The following is a 26146-nucleotide window of genomic DNA, read 5'->3' as shown; positions in this document are numbered from 1 at the left end:
GCACGTCACGGGACGATCTTGGGCGGCTCGGGGATCCGGTAGCCCGACTGGCCCACGTTCTGCTCCAGTGACTTGCGCCACTCGCCGGAGTCCATCATCTTCTGGACGGCGGCGGTCACCTTCGCCTTCCCGGACGCGTCGTCGCGCCGGATCCCGATCCCGTACTCCTCCTTGCTGAACGGCTTGCCGACGACCCGCAGCAGCTCCGGGTTCTGCGCCGCGTAACCGGCCAGGATCACGTCGTCGGTCGTCATCGCGTCCACCTGTTCGGCGAGCAGAGCAGTGACGCAGTCGCTGAAGTTCGGGTAATTCACCAGTTCCACGGCTTGGGCGAACTGGTCCTTCACGTACTGCGCCGAGGTGGTGTTCTCCACCGAGCACAGCTTGCTGCCCGCGTGCAGCGACTCGGGGCCGGTGATCCGCGTGTCGGACAGCCGGACCAGCAGGTCCTGGCCCGCCACGAAGTACGGCCCGACGAAGCCGATGATCTCCTTGCGCTTGTCGGTGATCGAGTAGGTGGAGACCACCAGGTCGGCCTTGCCGTCGGTGAGCAGCTTCTCCCGCTGGGACGGGGTCGCCTCGATGAAGTCCGGGTCGTCGTCGCCCAGCTCCCTGGCCACGTAACGCGCCACGTCGACGTCGAAGCCCTTGTACACGCCGTCCAGCCGGCGCACGCCGAGCCCCGGCTGGTCGTAGCCGACGGCGATCACCAGCCTGCCCGCGCCCGCCCGCCCCTCGACCGAGGTTTCGTCACCGGAGGAGCACGAGGCAAGGACCAGCGCGGCGGTACACGCCAGCACGAGGGCGCGCAGCGATGCCAATGCCATTCTTCCCCTTTTCGGGTCCTCGAAAGATGCCGGAAACGTAAGCGGCGCACAGGTTTCCGTCCATAGCCAACGGCAGAATCAGAGGTACGGAATCGATAAAGAATGACGGTTGCGCAACGACCGACGGCAGAGGCTAACGCAGCGCGCCTAGCGCGGTGCGCCCGGTGACCGCAGCCGGCGCGGCCCGCTGTCGTGCTTGGACGGCGGCGGGCCCAGCGTCACCCGCGCGTTGCTGACGTACGCGCCCGCCGCGCTGGCCAGCACCGGCTCCAACGCCAGGTCCCGCACCTCCGGCAGGTCCTCGGCGAGCGCGGCCAGCCGCAGCACCAGGTCCTCCAGCGCGGGCAGGTCGGCCGACTCGCCGCCCCGGTAGCCCGCCAGCAGCGGCGCGGCCTTCGGCGCGCGCACCAACGCCTTCGCGTCGGTCTCGGTGAGCGGCACCGCCCGGTAGGCGCGGTCGCCGAGCAGGTCGCTGACCACACCGGACAACCCGAACGACACCAGCGTGCCGAACGAGGGATCGTCCTGAAGTCCCACCACGCACGAAATCCCCTTGGGGGCCATGCGCTGCACGTACACGTCGGGCTGCGCGGAGACCTCGGCGAGCATCTCGTACGCGGCGCGCACGGCGTCGCCGCCGACCAGGTCCAGCCGCACGCCCACCAGGTCCGTGCGGTGCCGCAGCCGTTCGTCGGTCGCCTTCACCGCCACCGGGTAGCCCAGCTCGGCCGCGGCGGCCACCGCGTCCGCCGCCGACGACACCACCCGGAACGGCACGACTTCCACGCCGTAGCAGGCCAGCAGGCGCACCGCGGTGTCGTCGTCCAGCCGCCGCTCGCCGGTCTCGTCCAGCCGCAGCGAGTCGACCAGTTCGTGCGCGGCGGCCGCGTCGATGCCGTCCGGTCTGCCGAACCGGCCCTGCGGCGCGAACCTCCACCGCGCGTAACGGGTGGCGCGGGCCAGCGCGAGCACGGCCCGTTCCGGGCTCGGGTAGGACGGCACCGAACCCCGGCCCGGCGCGCCGTCCGGCCCGGCCACGGCCAACTCGTCCGGCACGCCCTCGACGGCGAGGAACGTGGACACGATCGGCTTGGTGCCCGCCACGTCCCGCAGCGCCCGCGCGAACGCCGTGCCCGGCACCGCCAGCGGCGGCACGAACACCACCACCAGAGCGTCGGTGTCGGGGTTGCGCAGCGCGTCCTGCACCGCCCGCGCGAACACCTCGGGATCGGCCTGCGCGCCCACGTCCACCGGGTCGCCCGCCAGTTCCAGGCCCTGCGCCAGCGCGGTGTCGGCGGCCAGCAGGCCGATCGCCGTCGAGTTGCCGACCACGGCGACCCTCGGCCCCGCCGGGAGCGGCTGGTGGGCGAGCAGCAGCGCGGTGTCGAACAGCTGGGCCAGCGACTCCACCCGGATGACGCCCGCCTGCTCGAACAGCGCCTGCACGCTCGACTCGTCCACCGACACCGACGTGGCCGCCAGCGCCGGCGTGACCGCGTGCCGGCCCGACTTCACCGCCACGATCGGCTTGGTGCGGCCCAGCCTGCGGGCCAGCCGGGCGAACTTGCGCGGGTTGCCGAACGACTCCAGGTACAGCAGCACGACGTCGGTCGCCGGGTCGGTCTCCCAGTACTGCAACAGGTCGTTGCCCGACACGTCCGCCCGGTTGCCCGCCGACACGAACGTGGACAGGCCCAGCCCGCGCGACGCCGCCGTGGCCAGGATCGCCGTGCCCAGCGCGCCGGACTGGCAGAAGAACCCGGTCCGGCCGCGCACCGGCAGGTTCGGCGCGAGCGTCGCGTTCAGCCGCACCGCCGGGTCGGTGTTGAGCACGCCCAGCGCGTTCGGCCCGACCACCCGCATCCCGTGCGCCCGCGCCTCGGCGGCCAGCCTGCGCTCGGCGAGCGACCCGTCCGGCCCGGTCTCGCCGAACCCGGAGGTCACCACGACCAGCGCCTTCACCCCCTTGGCCAGGCAGGCGTCCATCACCTCGTCCACGCTCGCCGCGGGCACCGCCACCACGGCCAGGTCCACGTCGTCGGGGATCTCCAGCACCGACGGGTAGGCCCGCACCCCGCGCACCGACCGGTGCTCGGCGTTGACCGGGTACACCGGGCCGTGGAAATCGCCTTCGAGCAGGTTGGTCAGCACCGCGTGCCCGATCTTGGTCCGGTCGGTCGACGCGCCGATCACCGCCACGGACTTCGGGTTGAGCAGGTTGTGCACGCTGCGCGCCTCGGCGGCCTGCTCGCGGGCGCGCGCCACGGCCACCGACTCCTCGGTGGGGTCGATGTCGAACTCCAGGTGCAGCACGCCCTCCTCGAACGCCCGGCTCACGCTGTACCCGGCGTCCCGGAACACCCGCACCATCTGGCCGTTCTCCGCCAGCACCTCGGCGGTGAACCGGCTCAGCCCGCGTTCCCGGGCCGCCGCGGCCAGGTGCTCCAGCAGGATCGAGCCCAGCCCGCGCCCCTGGTGCGCGTCCTCCACCACGAACGCCACCTCGGCGCTGCCACCGCCGCCCAACCGGTCGTAGCGGCCCACCGCGACGATGTCGTCGCCCAGCAGCGCGGTGAACGCCACCCGGTCGGCGTGGTCGACGGTGCTGAACCGCTCGACGTCTCGCCTGGGCATCCGCGGGTAGGGGCCGAAGTAGCGGAAGTAGCGGGTGCGCTCGGACAGCCGGCCGTGGAACGCCAGCAGCTTCTCGGCGTCGTCGGGCGTGATCGGCCGCAGGTGGACGGTGCCGCCGTCGCTGAGCACGACGTCGGCCTCCCAGTGCCTGGGGTAGTCGTAGGGGTCCACCGCTAGTCCCTCGGGTCGTCGGGATCCAGGCCGTGCAGCGGGAACACCGCGCGGCGGGTGTCGCGCACCGCGGCGTCCAGCGGGGTCTGCGCGTCACCGCCCCACGGTTCGAAGGCGACGTCGGCGTCGTCGGACATGGAGGCGGGCAGCGGCCAGTCCGGCGCGCGGCCCGACGCGTGCGCGACCCAGTCGGCGGGCAGCCGGGTCCGCGGGTCGACGTCGCGGTCCAGCACGGTCGCCAGCAGGTGCGTCCACGACCTGGGGACCACGCGCAGCAGCTCGTACCCGCCGCCGCCCAGCGCGAGCCACCGCCCGCCGGAGACCTCCTCGGCCAGCGAGCGCAACGTCCGGTAGATCTCGCGGTGGCCGTCCACGGTCAGCGCCAGGTCGGCCAGCGGGTCCTCCCGGTGGGTGTCCACACCGCACTGGGTGACCAGGATCTGCGGCCGGAACGAGCGCAGCAGCGACGGCACCACGGCGTGGAACGCGCGCAGCCACCCCGGATCGGCCGTGCCCGGCGGCAGCGCGACGTTCACCGCCGTGCCCTCCGCGTCGCGACCGCCCAGTTCGGACGGACGCCCGGTGCCCGGCCACAGGCTCAACGGGCTCTGGTGCAGCGAGACGGTGAGCACGCGCGGGTCGTCGTAGAACGCGTCCTGCACGCCGTCGCCGTGGTGCACGTCGGTGTCGATGTAGGCGATCCGCTCGAACCCGTGGTCCAGCAGCCAGGAGATGGCCACGGAGCAGTCGTTGTAGACGCAGAACCCGGCGGCGTGGTCGCGCATCGCGTGGTGCAGCCCGCCGGCGATGTTCACCGCCCGCTTGGCCCCGCCGGAGGCGATCGCCCGCGCGGCGGCCAGCGACCCGCCGACGACCAGCGCGGACGCCTCGTGCATCCGGGCGAAGACCGGGTTGTCGGCGGTGCCCAGCCCGTGCCCGACGTCCCAGCCCGCCATCGGCGCGGCCTGGACGGCGGACAGGTAGGACGGTTCGTGGACGCGTTCGATCTCGGCGTCGGTCGCGGGGACGGGCTCGACCAGGTCGACCCCGTCCAGCACGCCCAGCGCGGTCGCCAACCGGACCGCGAGGTCCAGCCGGACCGGGTTCAACGGGTGGTCCCCGCCCAGGTCGTAGGACAGGAAGGACTCGTCCCAGACGACAGCGGCCCGGCTACCCACGTCGACGCCCATGCCCGGCAACCTAACCCACGCCGGGCCCGCGGGTAGGCCCACACGCTGCGCGTCACGATCACCGCCGCCCCCGCCCGGCGCACCTCGCGCGGCGCCTTCACGGTGGCCTGACCTGCGATGTGATCACAGCTTGGTGGACACGCCGGTGAGCCCCCCGCGGCAGGACTTAGAGTCTGCCGGGACGAGACGGGCCAGGATTGCGGCCATCGAGGATGGAACCCCGCTCGTCGGAACGGGGTCAGACAGACATGCACCTGCGACGAGCCTCCTCCCTGACGGCCGTGCTGGCCTTGGCCCTGACGCTCGGCCTCGCCGGGTGCGCGACCACGGTCACCGGCTCCGCGAAGCCGGCCGCCGGGGCCGCCGCGAGCAGCGAGAAGACGACGTCGGGCAAGCCCACCTCGACCAAGACGCCGACCAGCGGCAAGAAGGAGACCACCGGCGCGGGCACGCCCACCTCGGGCACCAAGCCCGCCGGCAAGGTCAAGATCGGCACCAAGAAGAAGACCGAGGGCTACGAGGACTGCGACATCCTCACCCCGGAGGACGTGGCCGGCGCCATCGGCGCGAAGAAGGCCGGCGAGAAGGGCTGCGTGCAGAGCACCGAGGAGCCGTTCGCGGTGGTGCTGTTCATGGTGACCTTCGCCGAGTACGAGGGCGAGGCCAAGGAGATCGAGGTCGGCGGCAACACCGCCTACGAGGTGAAGGAGGGCGGCGGCGACTGCTCGGTCCTCGTCATGCTCACCGACGACCCGAAGGAGATCACGCCGGCGTTCCTGGCCAGCGTGACGCCGATCGACTCGTTCGACCCGTGCCAGGTCGCGCTCAAACTCGCCACGAAGGCGTTCGAGAAGATCCCCAACGCCTGATCGTTCACCGAAAAGGGGGACGCCGGAATAATCCGGCGTCCCCCTTTCGCATGACAACGGCACCGAATAGAGCCGGTTCTGACTCCGGGTCGCCGCGCGGGCACTAAGGGTTGGGCCCGGTGGCGACTTCCCGTGACGGGTCGACGCACCAGTGCGACCACGACCCCGCGTAGAGCCCGGCGGGCCGCGCCGGGCTCGTGACGCCGGCCACCTCCAGGGCCAGGACCACCGACGACGCCGTCACACCGGACCCGCAGTACGCCCCCACGGCCGCGTCCGGCCGCACGCCGACCGCCCGGAACCGCTCGGCCAGCGCGTCCGGGCCCAGCCAGCGGCCGGAGCCGTCCACGTGCTCGGCCGACGGCGCGTTCAGCGCACCCGGGACGTGCCCGGCGCGCGGGTCCACCGGCTCGGTCTCGCCCCGGTACCGGGGCGCGGCGCGGGCGTCGAGCAACACCCCGTCACGGGCCAGCGCGGCGGCCTCGTCGGCGTCCAGCACGGGCATCCCACCAGGCCGGACGACCACGTCACCGGGCTCGGGCCGGTGCTGCTCGGCGCTGACCGGCCGGCCGTCGGCGACCCACCCGGCGAAGCCGCCGTCGAGGACCGCGACCTCCGCGTGACCGGCCCACCGCAGCAGCCACCACAGCCGCGCCGCGACCGAGCCGTCACCCCCGTCGTACGCCACGACCGGGTGACCTTCGCGGACCCCCGCGGACCGCAGGACGCGCTGGAGATCGCCCGCGTCGGGCAGCGGGTGCCGCCCGCCCTCGCCCGGCGCGGAGGAGAGATCGTCGTCCAAGTCGAGGTAGAAAGCACCCGGAACGTGCCCGACCTCGTAGTCTTGACGTCCCGGGGGTCCGCCCAGGCGCCAGCGGACGTCCACCACGACCGGGGGAGAGGCGCCGTCGAGCGCGACAGCCAGGTCTTCGGTGCTGATCAATGGATGCACGGCACCATCCTGCACCCGTCAGCGGGCGACTAGCATTGGCATCATACGAAGGGGAGCGGGTGTGAACGACCTCATCGACACCACGGAGATGTACCTCCGCACTATCTACGAGCTCGAAGAAGAGGGCGTCGTGCCTTTGCGCGCCCGCATCGCCGAGCGGCTCGGCCAGAGTGGACCGACGGTGAGCCAGACCGTGGGCCGGATGGAGCGCGACGGCCTCGTGGTCGTCGCCGACGACCGCCACCTGGAACTGACCGAGGAGGGCCGCGGTCTGGCGATCGCGGTCATGCGCAAGCACCGGCTCGCCGAACGGCTGCTGGTCGACATCATCGGCCTGGAGTGGGAGCAGGTGCACAGCGAGGCGTGCCGCTGGGAGCACGTCATGAGCGAGGCCGTCGAGCGCAAGCTCGTCAAGCTGCTCGGCAACCCCACCACCTCCCCGTACGGCAACCCCATCCCCGGGCTCGACAAGCTCGGCGACGGCAAGCCCGCGCCGCCCGCCGAAGCCGACCTGGTCCGGGTGGACGAGGTCGCCCGGCGCGGCGGCGGCCGGGTGGAGGTGCGGCGGATCGCCGAGCACGTCCAGCTCGACCCCGGGCTGATGGCCGAGCTGAAGGCGGCCGGCGTGGTGCCGGGCGGCACCGTCGAGGTCGACTCGATGGGCGGGGCCAAGGTCGTGCAGGTGCGCGGCAACGGCACCACCGCCGAGCTGGACCCGTCGGTCGCGCACGCGGTGCTGGTGCAGGCGAGGTGACCCAAGGGCAGCGCGCCGCCGCCGCGTTCGGTGAGTTGCACGCGACCGCGCCCCAGGGCGTGTGGTCCGCCCCCGGTCGGGTGAACCTGATCGGCGAGCACACCGACTACAACGACGGCTTCGTGCTGCCCTTCGCACTCCCCCACCGCACCGCGGTGGCCGCCTCGCCGCGCTACGACGGCAAGCTGGCCGTCTCGACGCTGGGCGACGACGGCGTGCTCCGCCACGCCGAGCCGGTCGCCGTCGCCGACCTCGAACCCGGCCGGGTCACCGGCTGGGCCGCCTACCCGGCCGGGGTGGCGTGGGTGCTGCGCGACCAGGGCGTGACCCGGGGCGCGGACCTGGTGATCGCCGGCGACGTGCCGGCCGGCGCCGGGCTGTCCTCGTCGCACGCCCTGGAGTGCGCGGTCGCGCTGGCCCTGCTGGGCTTGGCGGGCGTGCCCGAGGACCGGCCGGAGATCGCCCGCCGGGTGCAGCGGGCGGAGAACGAGTTCGTCGGCGCGCCGACCGGGCTGCTCGACCAGACCGCGTCGCTGCTGTGCACCGAGGCGCACGCGCTGTTCCTGGACGTGCGCTCGGGCGAGGCCGAGCAGGTGCCGTTCGACGCCGCCGCGCACGACCTGGAAGTCCTGGTGATCGACACCAGGGCGAACCACTCGAACACCGACGGCGGCTACGCGTCCCGCCGGGCCGGCTGCGAGCGCGCGGCCGCGCTGCTGGGCGTGCCCGCGCTGCGCGACGTGACGACCGACGACCTGGACCGGGCACTGGCCCGGCTGCCCGAGGACCTGCGGCCGCTGGTGCGGCACGTGGTGACGGAGAACGAGCGGGTGCTGCGCGCGGTCGACGCGCTGCGCGCCGACCGGCTCGCCGACCTCGGGCCGCTGCTGGAGGCCTCGCACGCGAGCCTGCGCGACGACTACCGCGTGTCGGTGCCCGAACTGGACGTGGCGGTCGGCGCGGCGCTGGCCGAGGGCGCGCTCGGCGCGCGGATGGTCGGCGGCGGGTTCGGCGGCTCGGCGATCGCGCTGGTGCCCGTGCAGCGGCACGACGCGGTGGTGCGGCGGGTGCTCGCCGCGTACGCGGAACGCGATTGGGCGACACCAAGGACCTTCCCGGCGGTGCCCTCGGCGGGCGCGGGCCGGGAGCATTGACGGCACTACAGAAAGCGGGGATCACGGTGAAGCTGCTCGTCACGGGCGGTGCGGGGTACGTCGGCAGCGTGTGCGCGGCTCGGCTGGTCGAGTCAGGACACGAGGTGGTCGTGCTCGACGACCTGTCCACCGGGCACGCGGACGCGGTCCCCGAGGGCGTACGGCTGATCGCGGAGAACATCGACGACGTGATCGGCGCGGTGCTCGCCGAGGGCTTCGACGGCGTGCTGCACTTCGCCGCCAAGTCACTGGTCGGCGAGTCCCAGCAGGACCCCGCGAAGTACTGGCAGGGCAACGTGGTCACGTCGCTGCGGCTGCTGGACGCGATGCGCGAGCACGGCACGCCGCGCCTGGTGTTCTCGTCCACCGCGGCGACCTACGGCGAGCCGGACCAGGTCCCGATCGTGGAGACCGCGCCGACCCGGCCGACCAACACCTACGGCGCGACCAAGCTCGCCATCGACCACGCGATCACCGGCTACGCGACGGCCCACGGGCTGGCCGCGGTGTCGCTGCGGTACTTCAACGTGGCGGGTGCCTACGGGCGGTACGGCGAGCGGCACGCCGTCGAAACCCACTTGATCCCCATCGTGCTCCAGGTGGCGTCCGGCACCCGGGAGAAGGTCGCCATGTACGGCGACGACTACCCGACCGAGGACGGCACCTGCGTGCGCGACTACATCCACGTGGTGGACCTCGCGGACGCGCACCTCAAGGCGCTGGCGGGCGCGACCGGCGGCGAGCACCGGATCTACAACCTGGGCAACGGTTTCGGCTTCTCGGTCAAGCAGGTGATCGAGGCGTGCCGCGAGGTCACCGGCCACCCGATCCCGGCCGACGTGTCACCGCGCCGCTCGGGCGACCCGGCGGTGCTGGTGGCGTCGGCGGAGCGGGCGCGGACCGAACTGGGTTGGAAGCCGGAGCGGGTCGACCTCGCGGGCATCGTGCGCGACGCGTGGGAGTTCACCCAGTCCCGTTCTCTGGAGGTCTGATGAGCGGCACAATCCAGGCGGGCGACTTCGCGGACGTCCCGTCGTTCGCGGCGCTGCCCAGGCTCGCGTCGCTGGCGCTGTCGCCGGACGGCAAGCGCCTGGTCACCGTCGTCGCGGAACTGTCCGCCGACGGCAAGGCGTGGCAGGGCGCCCTGTGGGAGGTCGACCCGGCGGGCGAACGCCCGGCGCGCAGGCTGACCAGGGGCGCGAAGGGCGAGTCGAACCCGGTGTTCACCCCGGACGGCGCACTGCTGTTCCTGTCCTCGCGACCGGACCAGCAGACCAAGCCGGTGGACGGCAAACCGAAGGACAAGACCGCCCTGTGGCTACTGCCGGAGGTCGGTGAAGCCCGCGAACTGCTGCGCCCGGTGGGCGGCGTGGACCGGGTCGAGGTCGCCGCCGACGCGGGCACGCTCCTGCTGACCGCCGGCGCGAACCCCACCGCGGACTTCGGCGAGTCCGACGAGGCGCACCGCATGGCCCGCGAGGACGCGGGCGTCACCGCGATCCTCTACGAGTCGTACCCGGTGCGGTACTGGGACGTCGACCTCGGCCCCGCCTACCCGAGGCTGCTCACCGCCCAGCCGCCGACCGGCGACCGGCTCGGTGGCGACGACCTGACCGACCTCACGCCCGACGCCGACGCCCGGCTGGACGACGCCGCGGCGATCAGCCCGGACGGCCGGTGGGTCGTGCACACCGAGCGGGTCGACGTGAGCGCCGCCTACGGCCCGCGCGTGCGGCTGCGGCTGAGCCCGTCCGACGGCACGCCGGGTCGCGTGCTGGCGGACCTGCCGGAGCACTCGTTCGCCCAGGCCACCTTCCTGGCCGACTCGTCGGCCGTGATCGCGGTGCGCTCGTTCGACTCGACGCCGGACAGCCCGTGGCGCAACGCCCTGGTCCGCATCGACCTGGACGGCACGATCACCGACCTGGCCCCGGACTTCGCCGAGGAGCCCGAGCACCCGGTGGTCGGCCCGGACGGCGCGGCGGTGTACTTCACCAGCTCGCTGCGCGGCCACCAGCCGATCTGGCGGCTGGACCTGGCGAGCGGCGACCTGATCCGGCTCACCGAGTCCGGGTCGTACACCGACGTGCGCGTCGGCGCCGAGCACGTGTACGCGCTGCGCAACACCGTCGACCAGCCCGCCCAGCCGGTGCGCCTGGACCTGGCCACCCCGGAGCAGGAGGCGGTCGTCCTGCCCGCCCCCGGCCGCGTCGAGTCCCTGCCCGGCACGCTCACCGAGATCGAGACGGTGGTCGAGGACGGCCGCACGGTCCGCGCGTGGCTGGTCCTGCCCACCGGCTGCTCCCCCGACCAGCCCGCGCCGCTGCTGCTGTGGGTGCACGGCGGCCCGGTCATGAGCTGGAACGGCTGGAGCTGGCGCTGGAACCCGTGGCTGATGGCCGCCAAGGGCTACGCCGTCCTGCTCCCCGACCCGGCCCTGTCGACCGGCTACGGCCCGGAGTTCATCGCCGCCGGCTGGGGCAGCTGGGGCGCGAAGCCGTACACCGACCTGATGGCGATCACCGACGTGGCCACCCACCGGGACGACATCGACGACAGCCGCACGGCCGCCATGGGCGGTTCGTTCGGCGGGTACATGGCGAACTGGATCGCCACCCAGACCGACCGCTTCCGGGCGATCGTGACGCACGCGTCGCTGTGGCACCTGGACGCGTTCACCGGGACCACGGACGACTCGTACTACTGGATCCGGGAGATGGGCGACCCGCTGCGCCAGCAGGAGCGGGTGCGGGCGAACTCGCCCCACCTGAGGGCAGCGGACATCAAGACCCCGGTGCTGGTGATCCACGGCGACAAGGACTACCGGGTCCCGATCGGTGAAGGACAGCGCCTGTACTTCGACCTGGTGCGCCACGGCGTGCAGGCGAAGTTCCTGTACTTCCCGACCGAGAACCACTGGATCCTGACCCCCGGCAACGCCAAGGTCTGGTACGAGACCATCTACTCCTTCCTGGCCGAACACGTCCTGGACGAGCCCTGGCGACGCCCAGAACTCCTGTAAGACCCAGCTGCAACATCGAACTCCCGCACCACCCGCACTCCCGGCACCCCCGCACCACCCGCACGCCGGTACACCGTGCACGGCCCCACCTGCCGGACCCGCCCGGTGTCGGCCCCGCCTCACAGCGGGGCCGACACCGTCGGCCCGATCCACTCAGGCAAGCCCGACAACCATGCGGCCCACCAACGTCGCAAACGATTGCGGCGGGCTGAATCCCTCGTGGCACGCACGCGAAACCCTCGCCGCTCACCCACCCCGCCACCAGCAGCACTGCCCCTGGGCTCTGCCCTCAGGCGTGGCCCTCCCGGCTGGCGGCGACGTGGCAGCCACCCACGACCACTCCAGCTCCACCGAGGCCGACGCCGTGCTGGATGGCATGGCACGCCTAAGGCCGTCTGACTATTCGTTGTTGAGCCAGATGACGAGGCCGGCGATGGTGGGTGCGGCGAGGTAGGGCTGGGTGGTCTTGTCGTAGCGGGTGGCGAGACCCCGCCGGTGTCCGAGGCGGTTGATGCAGCTTTTGACGGTGTTGCGCCGCTTATGGGCGTCGCGGTCGAAGGCGGGCGACCGTCCGCCGCAACTGCCTTGGGCCAGTCGGTTGCGGACGCGGTCGGCGGCCTGCGGGATCGTGGCGGTGATCCGGCGTCGACGCAGGTGTTCCCGGATCTCGCGGGAGTCGTGGGCCTTGTCGCGCACGGTGATGACGGCCATGACCTGCCCGAATCGGGGCGCGTCACCGGCCTGGCCGGGAGAGGCACCGTCGACACCGGCCGCCCACGTTCGTCGCAGGCCAGGTGGACCTTGCAGCCCAGCCCGCCCCGGAAACGTCCGAGGCCCTCGCGGGCGCAGAAGCGGCCGACGCAGCCCCTTTTTCGCCGCGCCGGCCGCGTGCTGGCGCGCCCGCACCTCGGTGGAGTCCACACTCACCGACCGCTCGACCGTGCCCACGGCGTCGTCACGGACCTGCCCGTGTTCCAACAGCCGTGTCCAGGTGCCGTCGTCCTGCAACACCTGCGGACCCGGTCGTAGACCGACTGCCACGGCAACCCACACCGCGTCCCCAACGGCAGCAACGGCTCGATCCACGACCACGCCCGATCGGTCAACTCACCACGACGAACCACAACACCAACCTCAGAGCCCCGTCCCCTGGCGGGTTCGGTGCGGCCGTGCAGCCGCCATCCGCCGCCGTCCGCCAGCCTCGGGTGTCCAGCCGGGTTCCCGACGTCCACGTGCGGCAGGTCGCCGGGGCGGCGGCGTTCGCGGCGGACGCCGGTGCGCCTGCGCCGCACGGGCGTGCCGATGACCGGGTCCGTCGCGGACAGCAGCGGGACCCCGCGCCAGCGCGGCACCCGCCCGGTCGTGAACGCGGGCAGGCCCGGCCGACCGGGTGGACCGCACCGCGTCGCACCTCCCGACACAGCGCCACGACCCGGTCTCCCACCCCGACCGGGATGCGGGCCGGGGTGCGCGGGCGCGAGGAGCGCCCGGCCAGACCCGCCTCGCCCTCCCGTCGTCGCGGTCGACTCATTCGTGGACGGTGGCACGGGACACGCCGAACCACACGGCGATCCGGCCGGGCGATCACCCGCCCCGGTAACCGGTCACCACAATGCGGCGTACGCGCACCGTCGTGCGGGCGTCACGGCGCACACGACGACCTCCATGTGCGCAATCGGCGCTCCAGACACACCCACCGCGCCCCAGCGGCCCTCCACCGTTCAACCCGACCCGCCGCCAACAACCTCATGAGCCACCACAACTAGCTCAAACCGGCCGACACCAGCCTGCGCGGCACGCGAGCCGACGGGCACCAGGGCACCGGCGACTCCGACGTCGTCCACAACCACCGAGGACTCCACAGCGCCACCACGATCTACCGGCCCAGAGTCATCCTCGACCGCTGATCACATCTCAATGTCCTCCTTGGATCGACTCGTGCCACGACCAGAACACGGCACAACGGCACCACCACCGCGATGGGTGGCTTCCAACGCTCCCGTGGCCCGCCGGCCGGTCAGCCGGTCCCGACCCGTTCCACCCGACCGCCCCGGCCGGCTGCCCGCAGCCCTGCGCGTTCGCGACCGGCAGGGCAGACCGGCAAGGGGCGGCGGGCATAGGGCGGCGGGCATAGGGCGGCGGGCACGGGGCGGCGGGCCGCGCCTACCAGGCTGGGTGGTCCGGGTCAGGGATGTCGGTGGAATGGTGGGCGTGGCGGCGGCATAAGAATGTCATTCAGGACATAGGCGGCTCCTGGCCGGTGGGTCGGGTGTCGGTGGGGCCTGATTCCTGATCGGGTTTGGGGAACCAGTCGGCGGCGGCTGCCCGTTCCGCCAAGCCTCTTACCGTGGTGGGTGGCATTCCGTTTTCCAGGGCGGTGCGGAGCAGGGTCGTCAGGCGGTGGCCGGGCATTGCTTCTTCGGCCCGGTCCATTGCCATCAGGGCCAGCGCGCCATCGCCCCTGATGTAGGCCGAGAACGCCAGCAGGGCGGCGGGTTCGGCTCTTTCCGGTATCGGACTGGCTCTGGTCAGTTCTATCCAGAGGCGTTCGGCGGCTTCGGCGTTTTCACTGATCGCGTCGGCGAGGCTGGCATCGCGCACCCAGAGGTCGGACAGGGCGTAGGCCAGCTCGGCCACCTCGCGGTCGGTCAGCGGGATCGAGCGGGACCGGGTGCGGGTGACCGCGCCCCTGACCAGTGCCCGGTGGCGGATCATGGTCGCCGAGTCCTCGGAGTCGTGGACCTCGGCCTCGGCCGCCAACTTGTCCAGCAGGGCGGAGCGGCGGGACAGGGCTTCCGGCGGGTCCGGGGTGAGGGTCGCGGCCAGGGTCTCCCGGCTCCGGTGGGTGACCAGCCCCTGCGCCACGGCCCGCGCGGCGATCGTGGTCGCCGCCGGATCGGGGACCACGCCCTGGTCGCCCAGGTCGTGGTAGCTGAGCCAGGGCGAGCCCTCGGCGGTGGCCGGCGACCAGGCGGCGCAGGTGACCCGCACGCCCACGTAGCCCAGGGACGCGGTCAGCTGCGCCACCAGGTTTTCGCGGGGCAGCAGCTCGGGCGGGTCGCCCCGGCCACCGCCGACGACCACCGCGACCACGTGCGTGTGGGCGCGCCCTCGTAAAGACAGGGCCAGCTCGTCGGCGACCCTGCGGTCGTTGCGGGTGGCGGGCAGGTCCAGGCGGAGGGTCTGGGCGATCGAGCCGCCTTCGAGGACCAGCAGGACCAGGGAATCGGCCGGGTGGAAACCGAGCAGGTAGGGAAGGGCGGCGATCACGTCGCCCGGGGTGCGGAGGTGACTGGGTTTGGTCGCGGTTGTCATGACATTGATTTTGTCGGAGAAATCGGGGGTTGGCCACCAGGGAAACCCGATCAGATGACACTTGGCGCAATCGGCAGATTTGAGGGATGGGTATAAGGACGAAAAAGTGCCCCTTACGCACGTGTGCGCGTAAGGGGCACTGGAGGAGCGGTCAGCAGTGCTGGATAATGGAGAATCAGCAGCTGGGCGCGACTTGACCGTCGGAGCCCGTGTACACGTAAGCGTCCGAGATGTACCCGGAGCCGATCTGGTCCCACAGGGTCGTGGTGCCGTACTTGCCGGTGATGGACTCCCCCTTGGCCTGGCACCGGATCGTCACCGACGCACCGCTGGCCACCGAGCCGACCGCCGAGTAGCCCGTCCCCGGGCCGGACCGGATGGTCACGGCCGTGCCGCTGTCGGTGCCCACGGTCCCGTTGACGCCGCTGCACGAGTTGCGGCTCGTGTAGCTGCGCGACCCCCAGTAGTACGCCTGGGCCCCGTTGAACTTCGCCTTCTGGTCCGCGCCGTTGAGCCTCTGCTCGTAGTGCAGGTGCGGCCCGGTCGAGCCTCCGGTGGTGCCGACGTTGCCGATCAGCTGCCCGAGGCGGACGGACTGCCCCACAGCGACCCGCTGCGCGGACAAGTGCGCGTACCGGGTCCGCCAGCCTCCGCCGTGGTCGATCTCGACCCAACGGCCGTAGCTGGTGCTGCCTTCGTTCGCGACCCTGCTCACGGTGCCCGCAGCGGACGCGACGACCGGGTCGCCGTCGTCGTTGGCGCGGTTGAAGTCGACCGAGTTCGCGGGACTGTGGTCGGTGCGGGTCTGCCCCTCCCACACCTGGTTGCACGGGAACGGGAGCTGGAAGCTCGGTGCCGCTGCGGCCTGCCCCGGCGTGAGGGCGAATCCGATCAGCGGCACGACGAGAACCGTCGCGAGCACACGGCGCATCAGTCAACCTCCTTGACGACTGGGTGTGGCGATCGGACCACGCCCAGCCGTCAAAGTGGAAGACTCACCAGGTGTTCGCTCGGTGAATTACTTGCTAACCAACTGAACGGCGCAGTGCCGCCGGGCCGCCGACCACGGGCAGTTCCACGGTCGTGGACGTGAGGTCGACCGACAGCCCCACGCCCGGCTTGGGCCGCAGCGTGTAGTCGTAGTCGCTGGAGACCAGCACGAACTCCACCGAGTGCCCGGCGGGCACGATGTAGTCCTGCGGCTGCAACTCCACGTCGAGCCGGTAGGTCCGGCCCGGCGTGATGGGCTTCGACCTGGACAGCCCGTCCCGGTTCTGCGGGTCGGTCCACCCACGCGTGATCACGTGGCTGGTCCCGTCCGGCGCACGGTCGACCAGCAGCGCCGTCACGTTGGCCGCGGGCCGGTCGAACGACACCGCCAGTTCCACGCGGGGCGTGCCGGACAGCCGCAGCGGCGTGCTCGACGCACGAGTGGCGTAAGACAGCCGGTTACCGGAGCTGGGCAGGTTGATCAGGTCCTCGGCGAGCTTGGACGAGTCGTCCCGCAGCGATTCCACGACGGACCGGCCGGGCACCGACGACGACTTCAGCGCGCCCTTGGCCGAACCGCCGGCCCACGGGAACAGCTTCGCCTTGGACGTGCCCGGAGCGGGCCAGTCGGCCTCGTCGGTCCACGTCGTGCGGTCTTCGCGCTGGATGGTCGACTTCGGCTCCTTCTGGATGCCGTTGTCGAGCCCGTACAGGTAGTGGCTGAACCACTTGTTGATCGTCTTGCGCCACTCGACCGACCGCAGCGTGTCGGGGTCGGTGTGGCCGGACTGGTGCAGCCAGATCTTGTGCTCGACACCGTTGCGCCGCAGCGCCTCGTACCACTGCGCGACGTTCTTGGTCTTGACGTTCCAGTCGCTCAGACCGTGCACGGCGAGCACCGCCGCACGGACCTTGTCGGCGTCCTTGACGTAGTTCCGCTCGTCCCAGAACGCGCTGTAGTCGCCGGTGACCCGGTCCTGCTTCTTCGCGATCTCCGCGATGACGGGCTTGCAGATCTCCTGGTCCGCGCGCGTGTAGACGTACTCGGCGAGCACGTCCAGGTCCTCGCCCTGGTACGTGCCCGGCGCGACCACGGCACCGTCCGCGCGGTAGTAGTCGTACCAACTGGAGATGGCCGCGATCGGCACGATGGCTTCGAGGCCGCGCACGCCCGTGGACGCCACGGCGTTCGGCAGCGTGCCGTTGTACGACACGCCCATCATGCCGACCTTGCCGGTGGTCCAGGTGGCCTTGACCTTCTTGCCCGACGCGTCACGCGCGGTGGTGCGGCCGTTGAGCCAGTCGATGACGGACTTGGACCCGATGGTCTCGTTGCGCCCGCCGGAAGTGGGGCAGCCGGTGGACTTGCCGGTGCCCAGCGATTCCGCGTACACCATGGCGAACCCGCGCTGGATGAAGTACGACTCGTAGCGCGCGGACGTGATGGGGCCGGCGTTGGGGCCCACGGCCGCAGCGATCCGCTCGTCGGCCTGCGCCTTGAGCTGCGACCCGTCGCGCCTGTCGTAGCCACCGTGCCGGTTGGGCACGTACAGCTCCACGTCGACGTTGTGGTTGTCCACGTCGTTGCCGCCGGAGAAGTACGGGCTGTTGAAGAACACCACGGGCACCTTGAGGCCCCGGTTCGTGGCCCCTTGGCGCACCACTTCGGCGTAGACCTCGTCGTCCTTGCCGTCGCGATCGCTGTCGACCGGCGCGCGGACCCAGACGCTCTCCTTCACCACGTCCGTCGCGCTGAAGACGGGCTGCGCCTCGCCGTCCTTGAACACCGGGCCTTCCGGCGCGGCCGAGGCCACCGCGGGCAGCAGGCCCAGCGGCAGCGTTGCCAGAGCCGCCAGGACCGCGGCTCTCCGAACACCCTTCACGGCTGTTCCCCCATCATGTGCAGGACAGGTCGGTGCAGACCTTCCCCCCACCGCGCGAGACGTGTCAAGAGCCACATGAGTCCATTGTGGACGATTGGTCAAGACCCGCCGATCGGCCCTTGACCAGCGCGGACCCGGTGTGCAGACTCGTCCGCCGGGCTCAAGCCGACACCGGCACGCGGACCAGCCGGCCGCTCGCCAGCGCCACCGCGAGCGCGCCCAGCGCCATCAGCGCGGCCACCCAGTTCGGCGCGGTGTAACCGAATCCGGCGTCGATCGCGACGCCGCCGAACCACGCGCCGGCCGCGTTGCCGAGGTTGAACGCGGCGATGTTCGCCGCCGACGCGAGCGCGGGAGCACCTTCGGCCTGTTGCAGCACACGGGTTTGCAGCGGGGCCACGGTCGCGAAACCGGCCACGCCGAGCAGGGCGATCGTCACGGCGCCCAACAGCTGGGATTGCGCGGTGAACACGAATGCCACGAGGACGACGACCAGCACCGCCAGGATCGCGTACAGGCTCGGCATCAGGCTGCGGTCCGCCGCACGGCCGCCCACGACGTTCCCGACGCACAGGCCCGCCCCGAACAGCACGAGCAGCCACGTGACCGCACCGGGCGAGAATCCGGCCACCTCGGTCATCATCGGCGCGATGTAGGTGAACGACGCGAACACCGCGCCGAAGCCCAACGCCGTCGTGCCGAGCGCGAACCACACGCCGGGCCGCCGGAACACCGCCAGTTCGCCGCGCAGGCCGTCCGACGCCGGTTGCGGCGGCACCAGCGCGATGATCCCGACCAGGCCGACGATCCCCAGCACCGTCACCGCCCAGAACGTCGAACGCCATCCGAACGACTGCCCCAGCGCGGTGCCCATCGGCACACCGAGCACGTTCGCCACGGTCAGACCGGTGAACATCAACGCGATGGCGCGCGCCCGCCGGTCCGGCGCGACCAGGCCGGACGCCACCACCGCGCCGACGCCGAAGAACGCGCCGTGGCACAGCGCGGCCACCACACGGCCGACCATGAGCAGCGCGTAGCTGTCCGCCACCGCGCACAGCAGGTTGCCCAGGATGAACAGGCCCATGAGCCCGACCAGCATCTTCTTGCGCGGCAAACGTGATCCGCCGGCGGTGATGAGCGGCGCGCCGACCACGACGCTGAGCGCGTAGCCGGACACCAGCAGCCCGGCGGACGGGATCGAGACGTCCAGGTCGCCGGCGACCTGGGGCAGCAGGCCGACGATGACGAACTCCGTGGTGCCGATGCCGAACGCGCCGATGGCCAGCGCGACGAGTGCGAGCGGCATCAGAGTGCTCCCAACCAGGTCGCGAGTTCGTCCAGCAGAATGCGCGGCTCGTCGAGCAGCGCGTCCATCAGCACGAACGCGTGGATCGTGCCGTCGAAGTGCCTTACGTGCACGGGAACGCCCGCAGCGGCGAGCTTCGCGGCGTAGCGCTCGCCGTCGGTGCGCACGGGGTCGTGTTCGGCGAGGGCCACGAACGCGGGCGGCAGGTCGTGCAGCTCGGCCCGCAGCGGGGCGGCGAGCCCGCACGGCTCCCTGTCGCCGAGGTACTGCGTCCACGACCAGCGCATCGTCTCGCGTTGCAAGCCGTAGCCGGTGGCGTTGTCGACGTAGGAGGGCGTGTCGAAGTCGGTGTCCATCGGCGGGTACACCAGGACCTGGAACGCCAGGCGCAGGCCGTTCTCACGGGCCTTGAGCGTCACGGCCGCCGCGAGGGTGCCGCCCGCGCTGTCACCGGCGATGCCGATCCGGTCGGGGTCGAGACCTAGTTCGGGCGCGTGGTCGTACAGCCAGGACGTGGCCGCGTAGCAGTCGTCCAGCGGGATCGGGAACGGGTGCTCGGGTGCCTTCTGGTAGTTCACGGCGAACACGGCGTGCCCGGTCGCGTGTGCCAGCGCGCGGAGGAACACCTCGTACACGTCGAGGTTGCCGATCACGAACCCGCTGCCGTGCAGGAACACGATCGCCGGGAACGGGCCGTCGCCGGCGGGCCGGTAGACGCGGGCCGGCAGGTCGGCGGTGGGACCGGGCACGAACAGGTGCTCGACCCTGGTCGGCATCGGCTCGTTCTGGAAGTCCTTGAAGCCCAGGAAGGCTTGCCGCGCGTCGTAGACGGTCGACTCCTCCGCGGACGGCGCGCCGGCGGTCTTCGCCAGGGCGGCGCGGGCTTGGTCGTTCAGTGCCATGGGCCGATCATCCGACCTCTACCGGCGATAAGTCCAAGGCATGTTCTCTACCTCTGCCATAAACTGAGTTCATGACGCTGCGGCAGTTCGAGTACCTGGTCACGGTCGTGGACGAAGGGTCGTTCACCCGTGCAGCTGAACTGTTGCACGTCACGCAACCCGCGCTCTCGCACCAGATCCGTGCGCTGGAACGGACCGTGGGCACTCCCCTGCTGGACCGTCTGCCACGCGCCGTGCGACTCACGCCGGCGGGTCGCGCGTGGCTGCCGTTCGCGCGTGCGGCACTCGCCGACGCGGAGCGCGCTACCACCGCCGCACGACGCGTAGGCGGCCTGGAGTGCGGCGAACTCGCCGTGGCGACGGTCTACTCGTTGACGCTCGGCGCGCTGCCGCCCGTGTTGCGCAAGTGGCGCGCGCTGCACCCGGACGTGCGCATAAGGCTGTTCGAGCATCGGCACACCGACGAGCTGCGCGAGGCCATGACGCAGGGCCAGGCGGACGTGGCGATCGGGCCGAGGCCGGCCGAGTGGTCGGGGTTCTGCCGGGTCCTCGGGGTGGAGGAGTTCGTGCTGGTCCTGCCGCCGGGATCGCCGCACGACGAGCCGGTCGACCTGAGGGCGTTCGCCGACGAGGGCTGGGTGCTGCCCGCGCCCGGCAACGGGCTGGCGGACTTCGTGAGCGCGGTGTGCCGGGAACGGGGGTTCCAGCCGTGGGCGGCGGTGCGGACCGAGCAGACCGCGACCGTTCCGGTGCTGGCGGCGGCCGGGCTGGGGCCCGCGCTGGTGCCGCGCAACGTGCTGCCGGAGACGTTCGACGGGGTGGTGGTGCGGCCGGAACCGCCGGTCCGGCGCGAGCTGGCGGCCTTCGGCCCCAAGGACCCCGATCCGCTGACGTGGGCGTTCATCGGGTTGCTGGAACAGGCAGGATGGGACGCATGAGGCTGGTCATCCTGGGCGGTGGCGGGTTCCGCGTGCCGCAGGTCCACCGCGCGCTGATCGCCGCCGGGTGGGTCGACGAACTCGTCCTGCACGACGTGGACGCGGCGCGGTTGGCCCGCATCCGGGCCGTGCTGGACGGCGGGCCGCGGATCACCGCGACCACCGACCTGGACGAGGCGCTGCGGGGCGCGGACTTCGTGTTCTCCGCGATCCGGGTGGGCGGCCTGGCCGGTCGTGCCATCGACGAGCAGGTGGCGCACGCGCACGGCGTGCTGGGGCAGGAGACCGTGGGCGCGGGCGGTGTCGCGTACGGGCTGCGCACGGTCCCCGTGGCGCGGGAAATCGCACGTAAGGTCGCCCGACTGGCACCGGACGCGTGGGTGGTCAACTTCACCAACCCGGCCGGTCTGATCACCGAGGCGATGGCGGAGGACCTGGGGCCGCGCGTGATCGGCATCTGCGATTCGCCGGTCGGGCTGTGCCGACGGGTCGCGCACGCGCTGGGCGTCGACGGGGTGACGTTCGACTACGCCGGGCTCAACCACCTCGGTTGGCTGCAAGGAGTCCGGCGGGGTGGGGAGAACCTGCTGCCGGGCCTGCTCGCGGACGGCGAGGCGGTGCTGTCGTTCGAGGAGGGCCGTTTGTTCGGCGTGGAGTTCCTCCAGGCGTTGGGCGTCGTCCCCAACGAGTACCTGCACTACTACTACGACACGCGCGACGCGTTGGGCGACGACCGGGGCGCTTTCCTGCTGCGCCAGCAGAAGCGGTTCTACCAGGGCGAGGTCGACTGGGAGACCACCCGGCTGGAGCGTGAGGCGACCTACATGAAGCAGGAACGCGACACGCTCGACGGCGGCGGCTACGAGCACGTGGCGCTGGAACTCATGCGCGCCATCGCATTCGGCGACAACGCGAAGATGATCCTGAACGTGCGCAACGGTTCCACACTGTCCACGTTGGACGCCGACGCGGTCGTCGAGGTGCCGTGCGAGGTCGACGGGGACGGCGCACGGCCGCTCGCGGTCAGTCCGCTGCCCGACCACGCCGCAGGGCTGGTCGCGTCCGTGAAGGCCGTCGACCGGCTGGTCCTGGAGGGTACCCGGGCGTCCGCCTTGAAGGCGTTCGCCCTGCACCCCCTCGTGGACTCGGTCACCACCGCGAAAAGCCTGCTGGACACCTACATCCGGCAACACCCGCAGCTGGCCTACTTGAGCTGAGCACGCCCCAACGCGTCCGACCTGCGGGTCGTCTCCGGCAGTCGCATGATGCACAGGCGCAGCACTTCCGCGCACGCGCGGTCGAGATCGATCTTGTGCCCCACCGACACGAACACCGGTTTGACCCCCTCACGGGTCCGCAGCGCGCGCCCGACCACCTCGCCGTCCTCCACCAGGTCCGTGACCGCGCCACGTTCGGCGGACGGCTGCTCGAACCGGCCCATCGGCGTCTTCGCCACGCCGACGCTCGGCAGGTCGGTCACCACCCCGAGGTGGCACGCCAGACCGAACCGCCGGGGGTGCGCCAGCCCCTGCCCGTCGCACACCAGCAGATCGGGCGCGACCGTCAGCTTCTCCAGCGCGCGCAGCAGCGACGGCAGCTCACGAAACGCGAAAAGACCTGGCAGGTAAGGGAAATCGGCGGTGCCGAGGACGACGGCGGTGTCCACCGTGTGCAGCGTCTCCGCGTCCAGCACGACCACCGCGCCGGCCAGCCGGTCGTCGTCGGAGTACGAGACGTCCAGCCCGGCGACGTACCGGACGGCCAGGTCCGGGTCGGCCCACGGCCGCACCAGCGGGCGCAGCCGCTCCTGCTCGGCGATTGCCTCGTCGGGGGTCACTCGTGTCTCACCGTCGCCCGGTGCGCGGCGAGCAGGTCCTCGCCGAAATCGCCGGAACGCCTGCGCCACACGGAATGCGCGTGGTTGGCGTCGTTCGCGGTGTTGTCGTACTCGATCAGCAACTCCGGCCCCTGGATGCGGTAGTAGTGGCCCTCGCCCCGCCTGGCGGAACCTTCCCACGCGAAGTGCAGGCGGTCGAGGTCGAGCTGGTCGAACTCGTCGTCGGCGAGATCGCTGTGCAGGCGGTCCAGGTAGCAGCGGACCAGCCCGACCAGCAGCCCCCGTGACGCGCGGTCGAGCTGGGCGGGCGTCACACCGCGCGGCTCGATGTCGCCGATCCTGGGCAGATTACCCGTGATCAGATCCGGTGGCGGGCGGTCGCCGACCACGGCGAGACCGCGCGCCGTGCGCCCCATCCGGTCCAGCAGCTCGCGCGCCAACTCCTCTTCGAGGCGCAACGGTTGCGCGACCGTCCGGCCCCGGTAGGTGACGCGCGCCGGGTTCGCGCCGAGGAAGAACGGGGTCGCCGAGACGCGGCCGTCGACCACGATCACGCTGATCGACAGGTGGTGGCCCTCGAAGCGCCAGCCCCACGGGTCGTCGCCGGGCTCGCCGAACAGGACGGTGGTGTAGTCGCCCTGGTGGCGGTCGCGCCGGCCGCCCTCCCGGTCGTCGAGCACGTCCTCCAACGCCATCACGGCCGCGACCTGCGCGTACGTGTGGGGGCTGAGCACGCACGACAGCAGGCGGTGCACGGCCTTGCGCTGGTCGCGGCGAAGGTCGCCGAGCACGACACCGGGACGTGGACCGGGCGTGTAGGCCCAGCTCCGGCGGAGATCGTCGTCGGTGGCGGCACGCACGGCGGCCACGCGCTGCCTTACGTCGAGCAGGTCGATCACGCCGCGCGTGGCCTCGGTGATCTCGTGCAGCATTACTCGAACTTATATGCCTTCAGGTTGCGCAGCAGCAGGTAGCAGTTCTGGAGTGAGCCGGACGTGTCGCCGAGCGAGCGGTAGATGCCCCACTTCGGGCGCAGGCGGTCGCCCAGCCAGGTGTCGACGCCGGACTTCGTCTGGTCCAGGACCGTCGTGCCGCCGTCGCGCAGGACCCAGCGGACGCGGCCGGCCGTGCCGTCGCCGATCCTGATCTCGACCTCGGTGTCCAGCCAGCGGTTGTGCAGCGGGACGAGGTCGGTCGCGCCGACCAGGACGTTGCCCTCGACCACCTTGAACTCGATCCGCTGGGTGTCGCCGGTGCGGCGCAACGACATGACCGTGACGGGCAGCGAGCCGACGCCGGGCATCTTGGTCTGCATGACGTGGGTGAACGTGGTGGTCGCCTTGAGGCTGGACGGGATGAACATCGAGTAGGTGAACCGCCAGGTCTCGCCCTCGCGCAGGACCACGTTGCCCGAATCGGAGCGCATGCCCGCGACCTCGTTGCGCTGGCGGTCGGTCGACGTGTCGCGGTCGCGGGTGTGCATGTCGAACCGGTAGTCCGAGCCCTGCACGGTGATGTGCTTGACGCCGGGGTGCGAGCCGGCGCGGTCGTCCTCGACGTTCTCGAACGCATCCAGCCCCTGGTCGGACGCCTGTGGGTGCCAGCGCAGACGCCACGCGGCGGCAGCGGACACTCCCGCAGCGGATACTCCCACAGCGGATACCCCCGCAGCGGACACCCCGGCTCCGGACATCATCAACGGCGCGGCAACCGCGCCGGCCAGCACCGTGCGGCGGGTCGGTTGCGCCTTACGCCTCTCCGTCGCTCGGTGCGCTTCAGCTTCGCGGTGAGGGTGCGGTTCCGTTTGACGACCAGCGGGTTCGGCTTTGTGACGGGCCAGTTCCACGTTCGCGCTCCTAACGTGTCGCGAGAGACCTCGCGTCGGGGCACGGCGGCGGATTTCGGAAAGAGCCTTACCGATCGAATGAGACCACTCCGGTCCGTGGGCTGTCAACGACCGGGGAGGATCGGCCGCGTGACGTTCGCTCGCTTCTGGGCCGCCGACACCGTGTCGCTGGTCGGCACCCACATCACCACCTTCGCGCTGAGCATCCTGGCCATGGACCAACTCGGTGCCGGCACCGACGCGCTGGGCGTGCTCAGCGCCGCGCAGTGGTTGCCGTACCTGCTGTTCGGCCTACTGGCCGGGGTGCTCGCGGACCGTCGGCGGCGACGTCCGGTGCTGATCGGCGCGGACCTGGCGCGGGCCGTCGTGCTCGCGCTGATCCCGACGTCGCACGCCCTCGGCGCGCTCACGCTGCCGATCCTGATCGGCCTGGTCGGGGTGTTCGGGACGCTGTCGCTGGTGTACGACGCGGCCCACCAGTCGTTCCTGCCCAGGCTCGTCACACCCGAACGGCTGACGACCGCGAACGCCCGGATGGAGCAGACCCGCGCGGTCGCCCAGACCACCGGCCCCCTGGTCGCGGGTTGGCTGGTCAAGACCATCGGCGCGCCGTTCGCGATCGTCCTCGACGCGGTGTCCTACGTGGGGTCCGCGCTGGTCCTGGCCACGATCCGGGTCCCCGAGACGATCCCACCGCGCAAGTCCCGCAACCTCCGGCGCGAGATCCGCGAAGGTCTGACGTGGGTCTACCGGCACCGGGTCCTGGCGCCGATCGCGATCACGTCCCACGCGTGGTTCCTGTTCAACAGCATGGTCACGCCGGTGTTCGCGTTCTTCGTGCACAGGGAACTCGGCTTCGACGAGTTCGAACTCAGCCTCACCTTCGCCGCCGCCGGCCTCGGCGCGGTCTTCGGTGCCTCGGCGTCCACCACCGCCACCGGTCGCCTGGGTCCCGGCGCGGTGATCGTCACCGGCCGCTGGCTGACGCCGGCCGCGTACGCGCTGGTGCCGTTCGCCGACGCGTCCGCCGCCGGTCTCCTGCTACTCGCCGCCGCCCAGTTCACGTGGGGCTTCGGCGTGGGGATCGACAGCCCGCCCGAGATGGCCTACCGGCAGGCCATCACGCCGGACCACCTGCAGGGGCGGATGAACTCGACGATCCGCTCCCTGAACCGGGGCATGATCGTGATCGGCGCGCCAGTGGGCGGTTTGATCGGCCACCTGGCCGGATCGCGGACGGCGGTGTGGGTCGGTGTCGCGGGCCTGGTGGTGCAGGCGGTGGCGATCACGTGCTCGCCGGTCCGCCGGGCGCGGTTGCCACAGTAGCCGGCCCCGCCAGGCTCCATCCGCCAGCCCTGCCGGGCTCCGTCCCCCAGCCCCGTCGGGCTCGGGCCGCCGGGTCTGCCGGGCTCGGGCCGCCGGGTCTGCCGGGCTCGGTCGGCCAGCCCCTGTTGGGCTCGGGCCGCTGGGCCTGACGGGCTCGGGCCGCACGCAGATCTCTGTCTGGCTGCCCGCTGGCTTCGCCGCCGGTCCGGCTGTCTGCTCTGGCTCGC

20 protein-coding genes and 1 pseudogene are annotated in these 26146 nt (G+C 71.8%); 8 read left to right on the top strand and 13 right to left on the bottom strand.

Annotated elements, in window-relative coordinates; genetic code table 11:
• Positions 1-5: 5 nt before the first annotated feature.
• The 3 genes from AC0HI0_RS44705 to AC0HI0_RS44695 form a co-directional block, all read right to left on the bottom strand.
• The gene (locus AC0HI0_RS44705) at positions 6-827 is read right to left on the bottom strand and encodes a glutamate ABC transporter substrate-binding protein (RefSeq protein ID WP_480929516.1); all 822 of its coding nucleotides are present in this window, start codon (positions 825-827) and stop codon (positions 6-8) included.
• Positions 828-974: 147 nt separating this feature from the next.
• On the bottom strand, positions 975-3632 hold the full coding sequence (locus tag AC0HI0_RS44700) for a bifunctional acetate--CoA ligase family protein/GNAT family N-acetyltransferase (protein WP_480929515.1): 2658 nt from the start codon (positions 3630-3632) through the stop codon (positions 975-977).
• 2 nt (positions 3633-3634) lie between these two features.
• Complete coding sequence (locus AC0HI0_RS44695; RefSeq protein ID WP_480929514.1) at positions 3635-4822, bottom strand: acetoin utilization protein AcuC; 1188 nt, start codon at positions 4820-4822, stop codon at positions 3635-3637.
• Between the two features lie 248 nt (positions 4823-5070).
• On the opposite strand from AC0HI0_RS44695, the gene AC0HI0_RS44690 reads away from it, so the two are divergent.
• Positions 5071-5691: a DUF3558 family protein gene (locus AC0HI0_RS44690; protein ID WP_480929513.1), complete on the top strand. Its 621-nt coding sequence runs from the start codon at positions 5071-5073 to the stop codon at positions 5689-5691.
• Positions 5692-5794: 103 nt separating this feature from the next.
• Here the strand turns inward: AC0HI0_RS44690 and AC0HI0_RS44685 are convergent, their stop codons facing one another.
• Positions 5795-6643 carry a sulfurtransferase gene (locus AC0HI0_RS44685; protein ID WP_480929512.1) on the bottom strand — a complete coding sequence of 283 codons (849 nt, stop codon included), beginning with the start codon at positions 6641-6643 and terminating at the stop codon, positions 5795-5797.
• Positions 6644-6704: 61 nt separating this feature from the next.
• On the opposite strand from AC0HI0_RS44685, the gene AC0HI0_RS44680 reads away from it, so the two are divergent.
• The 4 genes from AC0HI0_RS44680 to AC0HI0_RS44665 are packed head-to-tail and all read left to right on the top strand — an operon-like array spanning position 6705 to position 11573.
• A complete protein-coding gene (locus AC0HI0_RS44680; RefSeq protein ID WP_480929511.1) occupies positions 6705-7397 on the top strand; it encodes an iron-dependent transcriptional repressor DtxR in 693 nt (230 codons plus the stop codon).
• Positions 7394-8551 (top strand): galactokinase, encoded by a 1158-nt coding sequence (gene galK, locus AC0HI0_RS44675; protein ID WP_480929510.1) that lies wholly within the window; start codon positions 7394-7396, stop codon positions 8549-8551. The genes AC0HI0_RS44680 and galK overlap by 4 nt, the downstream gene beginning before the upstream one ends.
• A gap of 26 nt (positions 8552-8577) precedes the next feature.
• Positions 8578-9543 carry a UDP-glucose 4-epimerase GalE gene (gene galE, locus AC0HI0_RS44670; RefSeq protein WP_480929509.1) on the top strand — a complete coding sequence of 322 codons (966 nt, stop codon included), beginning with the start codon at positions 8578-8580 and terminating at the stop codon, positions 9541-9543.
• Positions 9543-11573, top strand: coding sequence for a prolyl oligopeptidase family serine peptidase (locus AC0HI0_RS44665; RefSeq protein WP_480929508.1), 2031 nt, complete (start codon positions 9543-9545; stop codon positions 11571-11573). The genes galE and AC0HI0_RS44665 overlap by 1 nt, the downstream gene beginning before the upstream one ends.
• Before the next feature lie 399 nt (positions 11574-11972).
• On the opposite strand, the pseudogene AC0HI0_RS44660 reads toward AC0HI0_RS44665, so the two are convergent.
• From AC0HI0_RS44660 to AC0HI0_RS44635, 6 genes and pseudogenes are all read right to left on the bottom strand, one after another.
• A pseudogene (locus AC0HI0_RS44660) lies at positions 11973-12697 on the bottom strand (IS5 family transposase).
• 1111 nt (positions 12698-13808) lie between these two features.
• Positions 13809-14888: a DUF4192 domain-containing protein gene (locus AC0HI0_RS44655; protein ID WP_480929507.1), complete on the bottom strand. Its 1080-nt coding sequence runs from the start codon at positions 14886-14888 to the stop codon at positions 13809-13811.
• Positions 14889-15063: 175 nt separating this feature from the next.
• Positions 15064-15819 (bottom strand): M23 family metallopeptidase, encoded by a 756-nt coding sequence (locus AC0HI0_RS44650; RefSeq protein WP_480929506.1) that lies wholly within the window; start codon positions 15817-15819, stop codon positions 15064-15066.
• 94 nt (positions 15820-15913) lie between these two features.
• Entirely contained in the window at positions 15914-17761 is a 1848-nt protein-coding gene (locus AC0HI0_RS44645; protein WP_480929505.1) for a Xaa-Pro dipeptidyl-peptidase, read from the bottom strand.
• 160 nt (positions 17762-17921) lie between these two features.
• Positions 17922-19070, bottom strand: a complete 1149-nt coding sequence (locus AC0HI0_RS44640) for an MFS transporter (protein ID WP_480929504.1) — start codon at positions 19068-19070, stop codon at positions 17922-17924.
• Complete coding sequence (locus AC0HI0_RS44635; protein ID WP_480929503.1) at positions 19070-19972, bottom strand: alpha/beta hydrolase; 903 nt, start codon at positions 19970-19972, stop codon at positions 19070-19072. Before AC0HI0_RS44635 ends, AC0HI0_RS44640 begins: the two co-directional genes overlap by 1 nt.
• A 71-nt stretch (positions 19973-20043) precedes the next feature.
• Between AC0HI0_RS44635 and AC0HI0_RS44630 the strand changes: the two genes are divergently transcribed.
• Both AC0HI0_RS44630 and AC0HI0_RS44625 read left to right on the top strand, forming a co-directional pair.
• Entirely contained in the window at positions 20044-20910 is an 867-nt protein-coding gene (locus AC0HI0_RS44630; RefSeq protein ID WP_480929502.1) for a LysR family transcriptional regulator, read from the top strand.
• On the top strand, positions 20907-22127 hold the full coding sequence (locus tag AC0HI0_RS44625) for a family 4 glycosyl hydrolase (RefSeq protein ID WP_480929501.1): 1221 nt from the start codon (positions 20907-20909) through the stop codon (positions 22125-22127). The genes AC0HI0_RS44630 and AC0HI0_RS44625 overlap by 4 nt, the downstream gene beginning before the upstream one ends.
• Here the strand turns inward: AC0HI0_RS44625 and AC0HI0_RS44620 are convergent.
• Genes AC0HI0_RS44620 through AC0HI0_RS44610 form a run of 3 tightly spaced genes read right to left on the bottom strand, consistent with a single transcriptional unit; the run spans position 22115 to position 24380 of the window.
• Positions 22115-22747, bottom strand: coding sequence for an endonuclease V (locus AC0HI0_RS44620; protein WP_480929500.1), 633 nt, complete (start codon positions 22745-22747; stop codon positions 22115-22117). The genes AC0HI0_RS44625 and AC0HI0_RS44620 overlap by 13 nt on opposite strands.
• Complete coding sequence (locus AC0HI0_RS44615) at positions 22744-23679, bottom strand: DUF3500 domain-containing protein (protein ID WP_480929499.1); 936 nt, start codon at positions 23677-23679, stop codon at positions 22744-22746. The genes AC0HI0_RS44620 and AC0HI0_RS44615 overlap by 4 nt, the downstream gene beginning before the upstream one ends.
• Positions 23679-24380 (bottom strand): Tat pathway signal sequence domain protein, encoded by a 702-nt coding sequence (locus tag AC0HI0_RS44610; RefSeq protein ID WP_480929498.1) that lies wholly within the window; start codon positions 24378-24380, stop codon positions 23679-23681. Before AC0HI0_RS44610 ends, AC0HI0_RS44615 begins: the two co-directional genes overlap by 1 nt.
• A gap of 342 nt (positions 24381-24722) precedes the next feature.
• Here AC0HI0_RS44610 and AC0HI0_RS44605 point away from each other — a divergent pair, with 342 nt between their 5' ends.
• A complete protein-coding gene (locus tag AC0HI0_RS44605) occupies positions 24723-25919 on the top strand; it encodes an MFS transporter (RefSeq protein ID WP_480929497.1) in 1197 nt (398 codons plus the stop codon).
• Positions 25920-26146 lie beyond the last annotated feature (227 nt).

This window comes from Saccharothrix sp. NBAS 001 (assembly GCF_056640475.1).
This window is presented reverse-complemented; position numbering and strand designations above follow the sequence as displayed.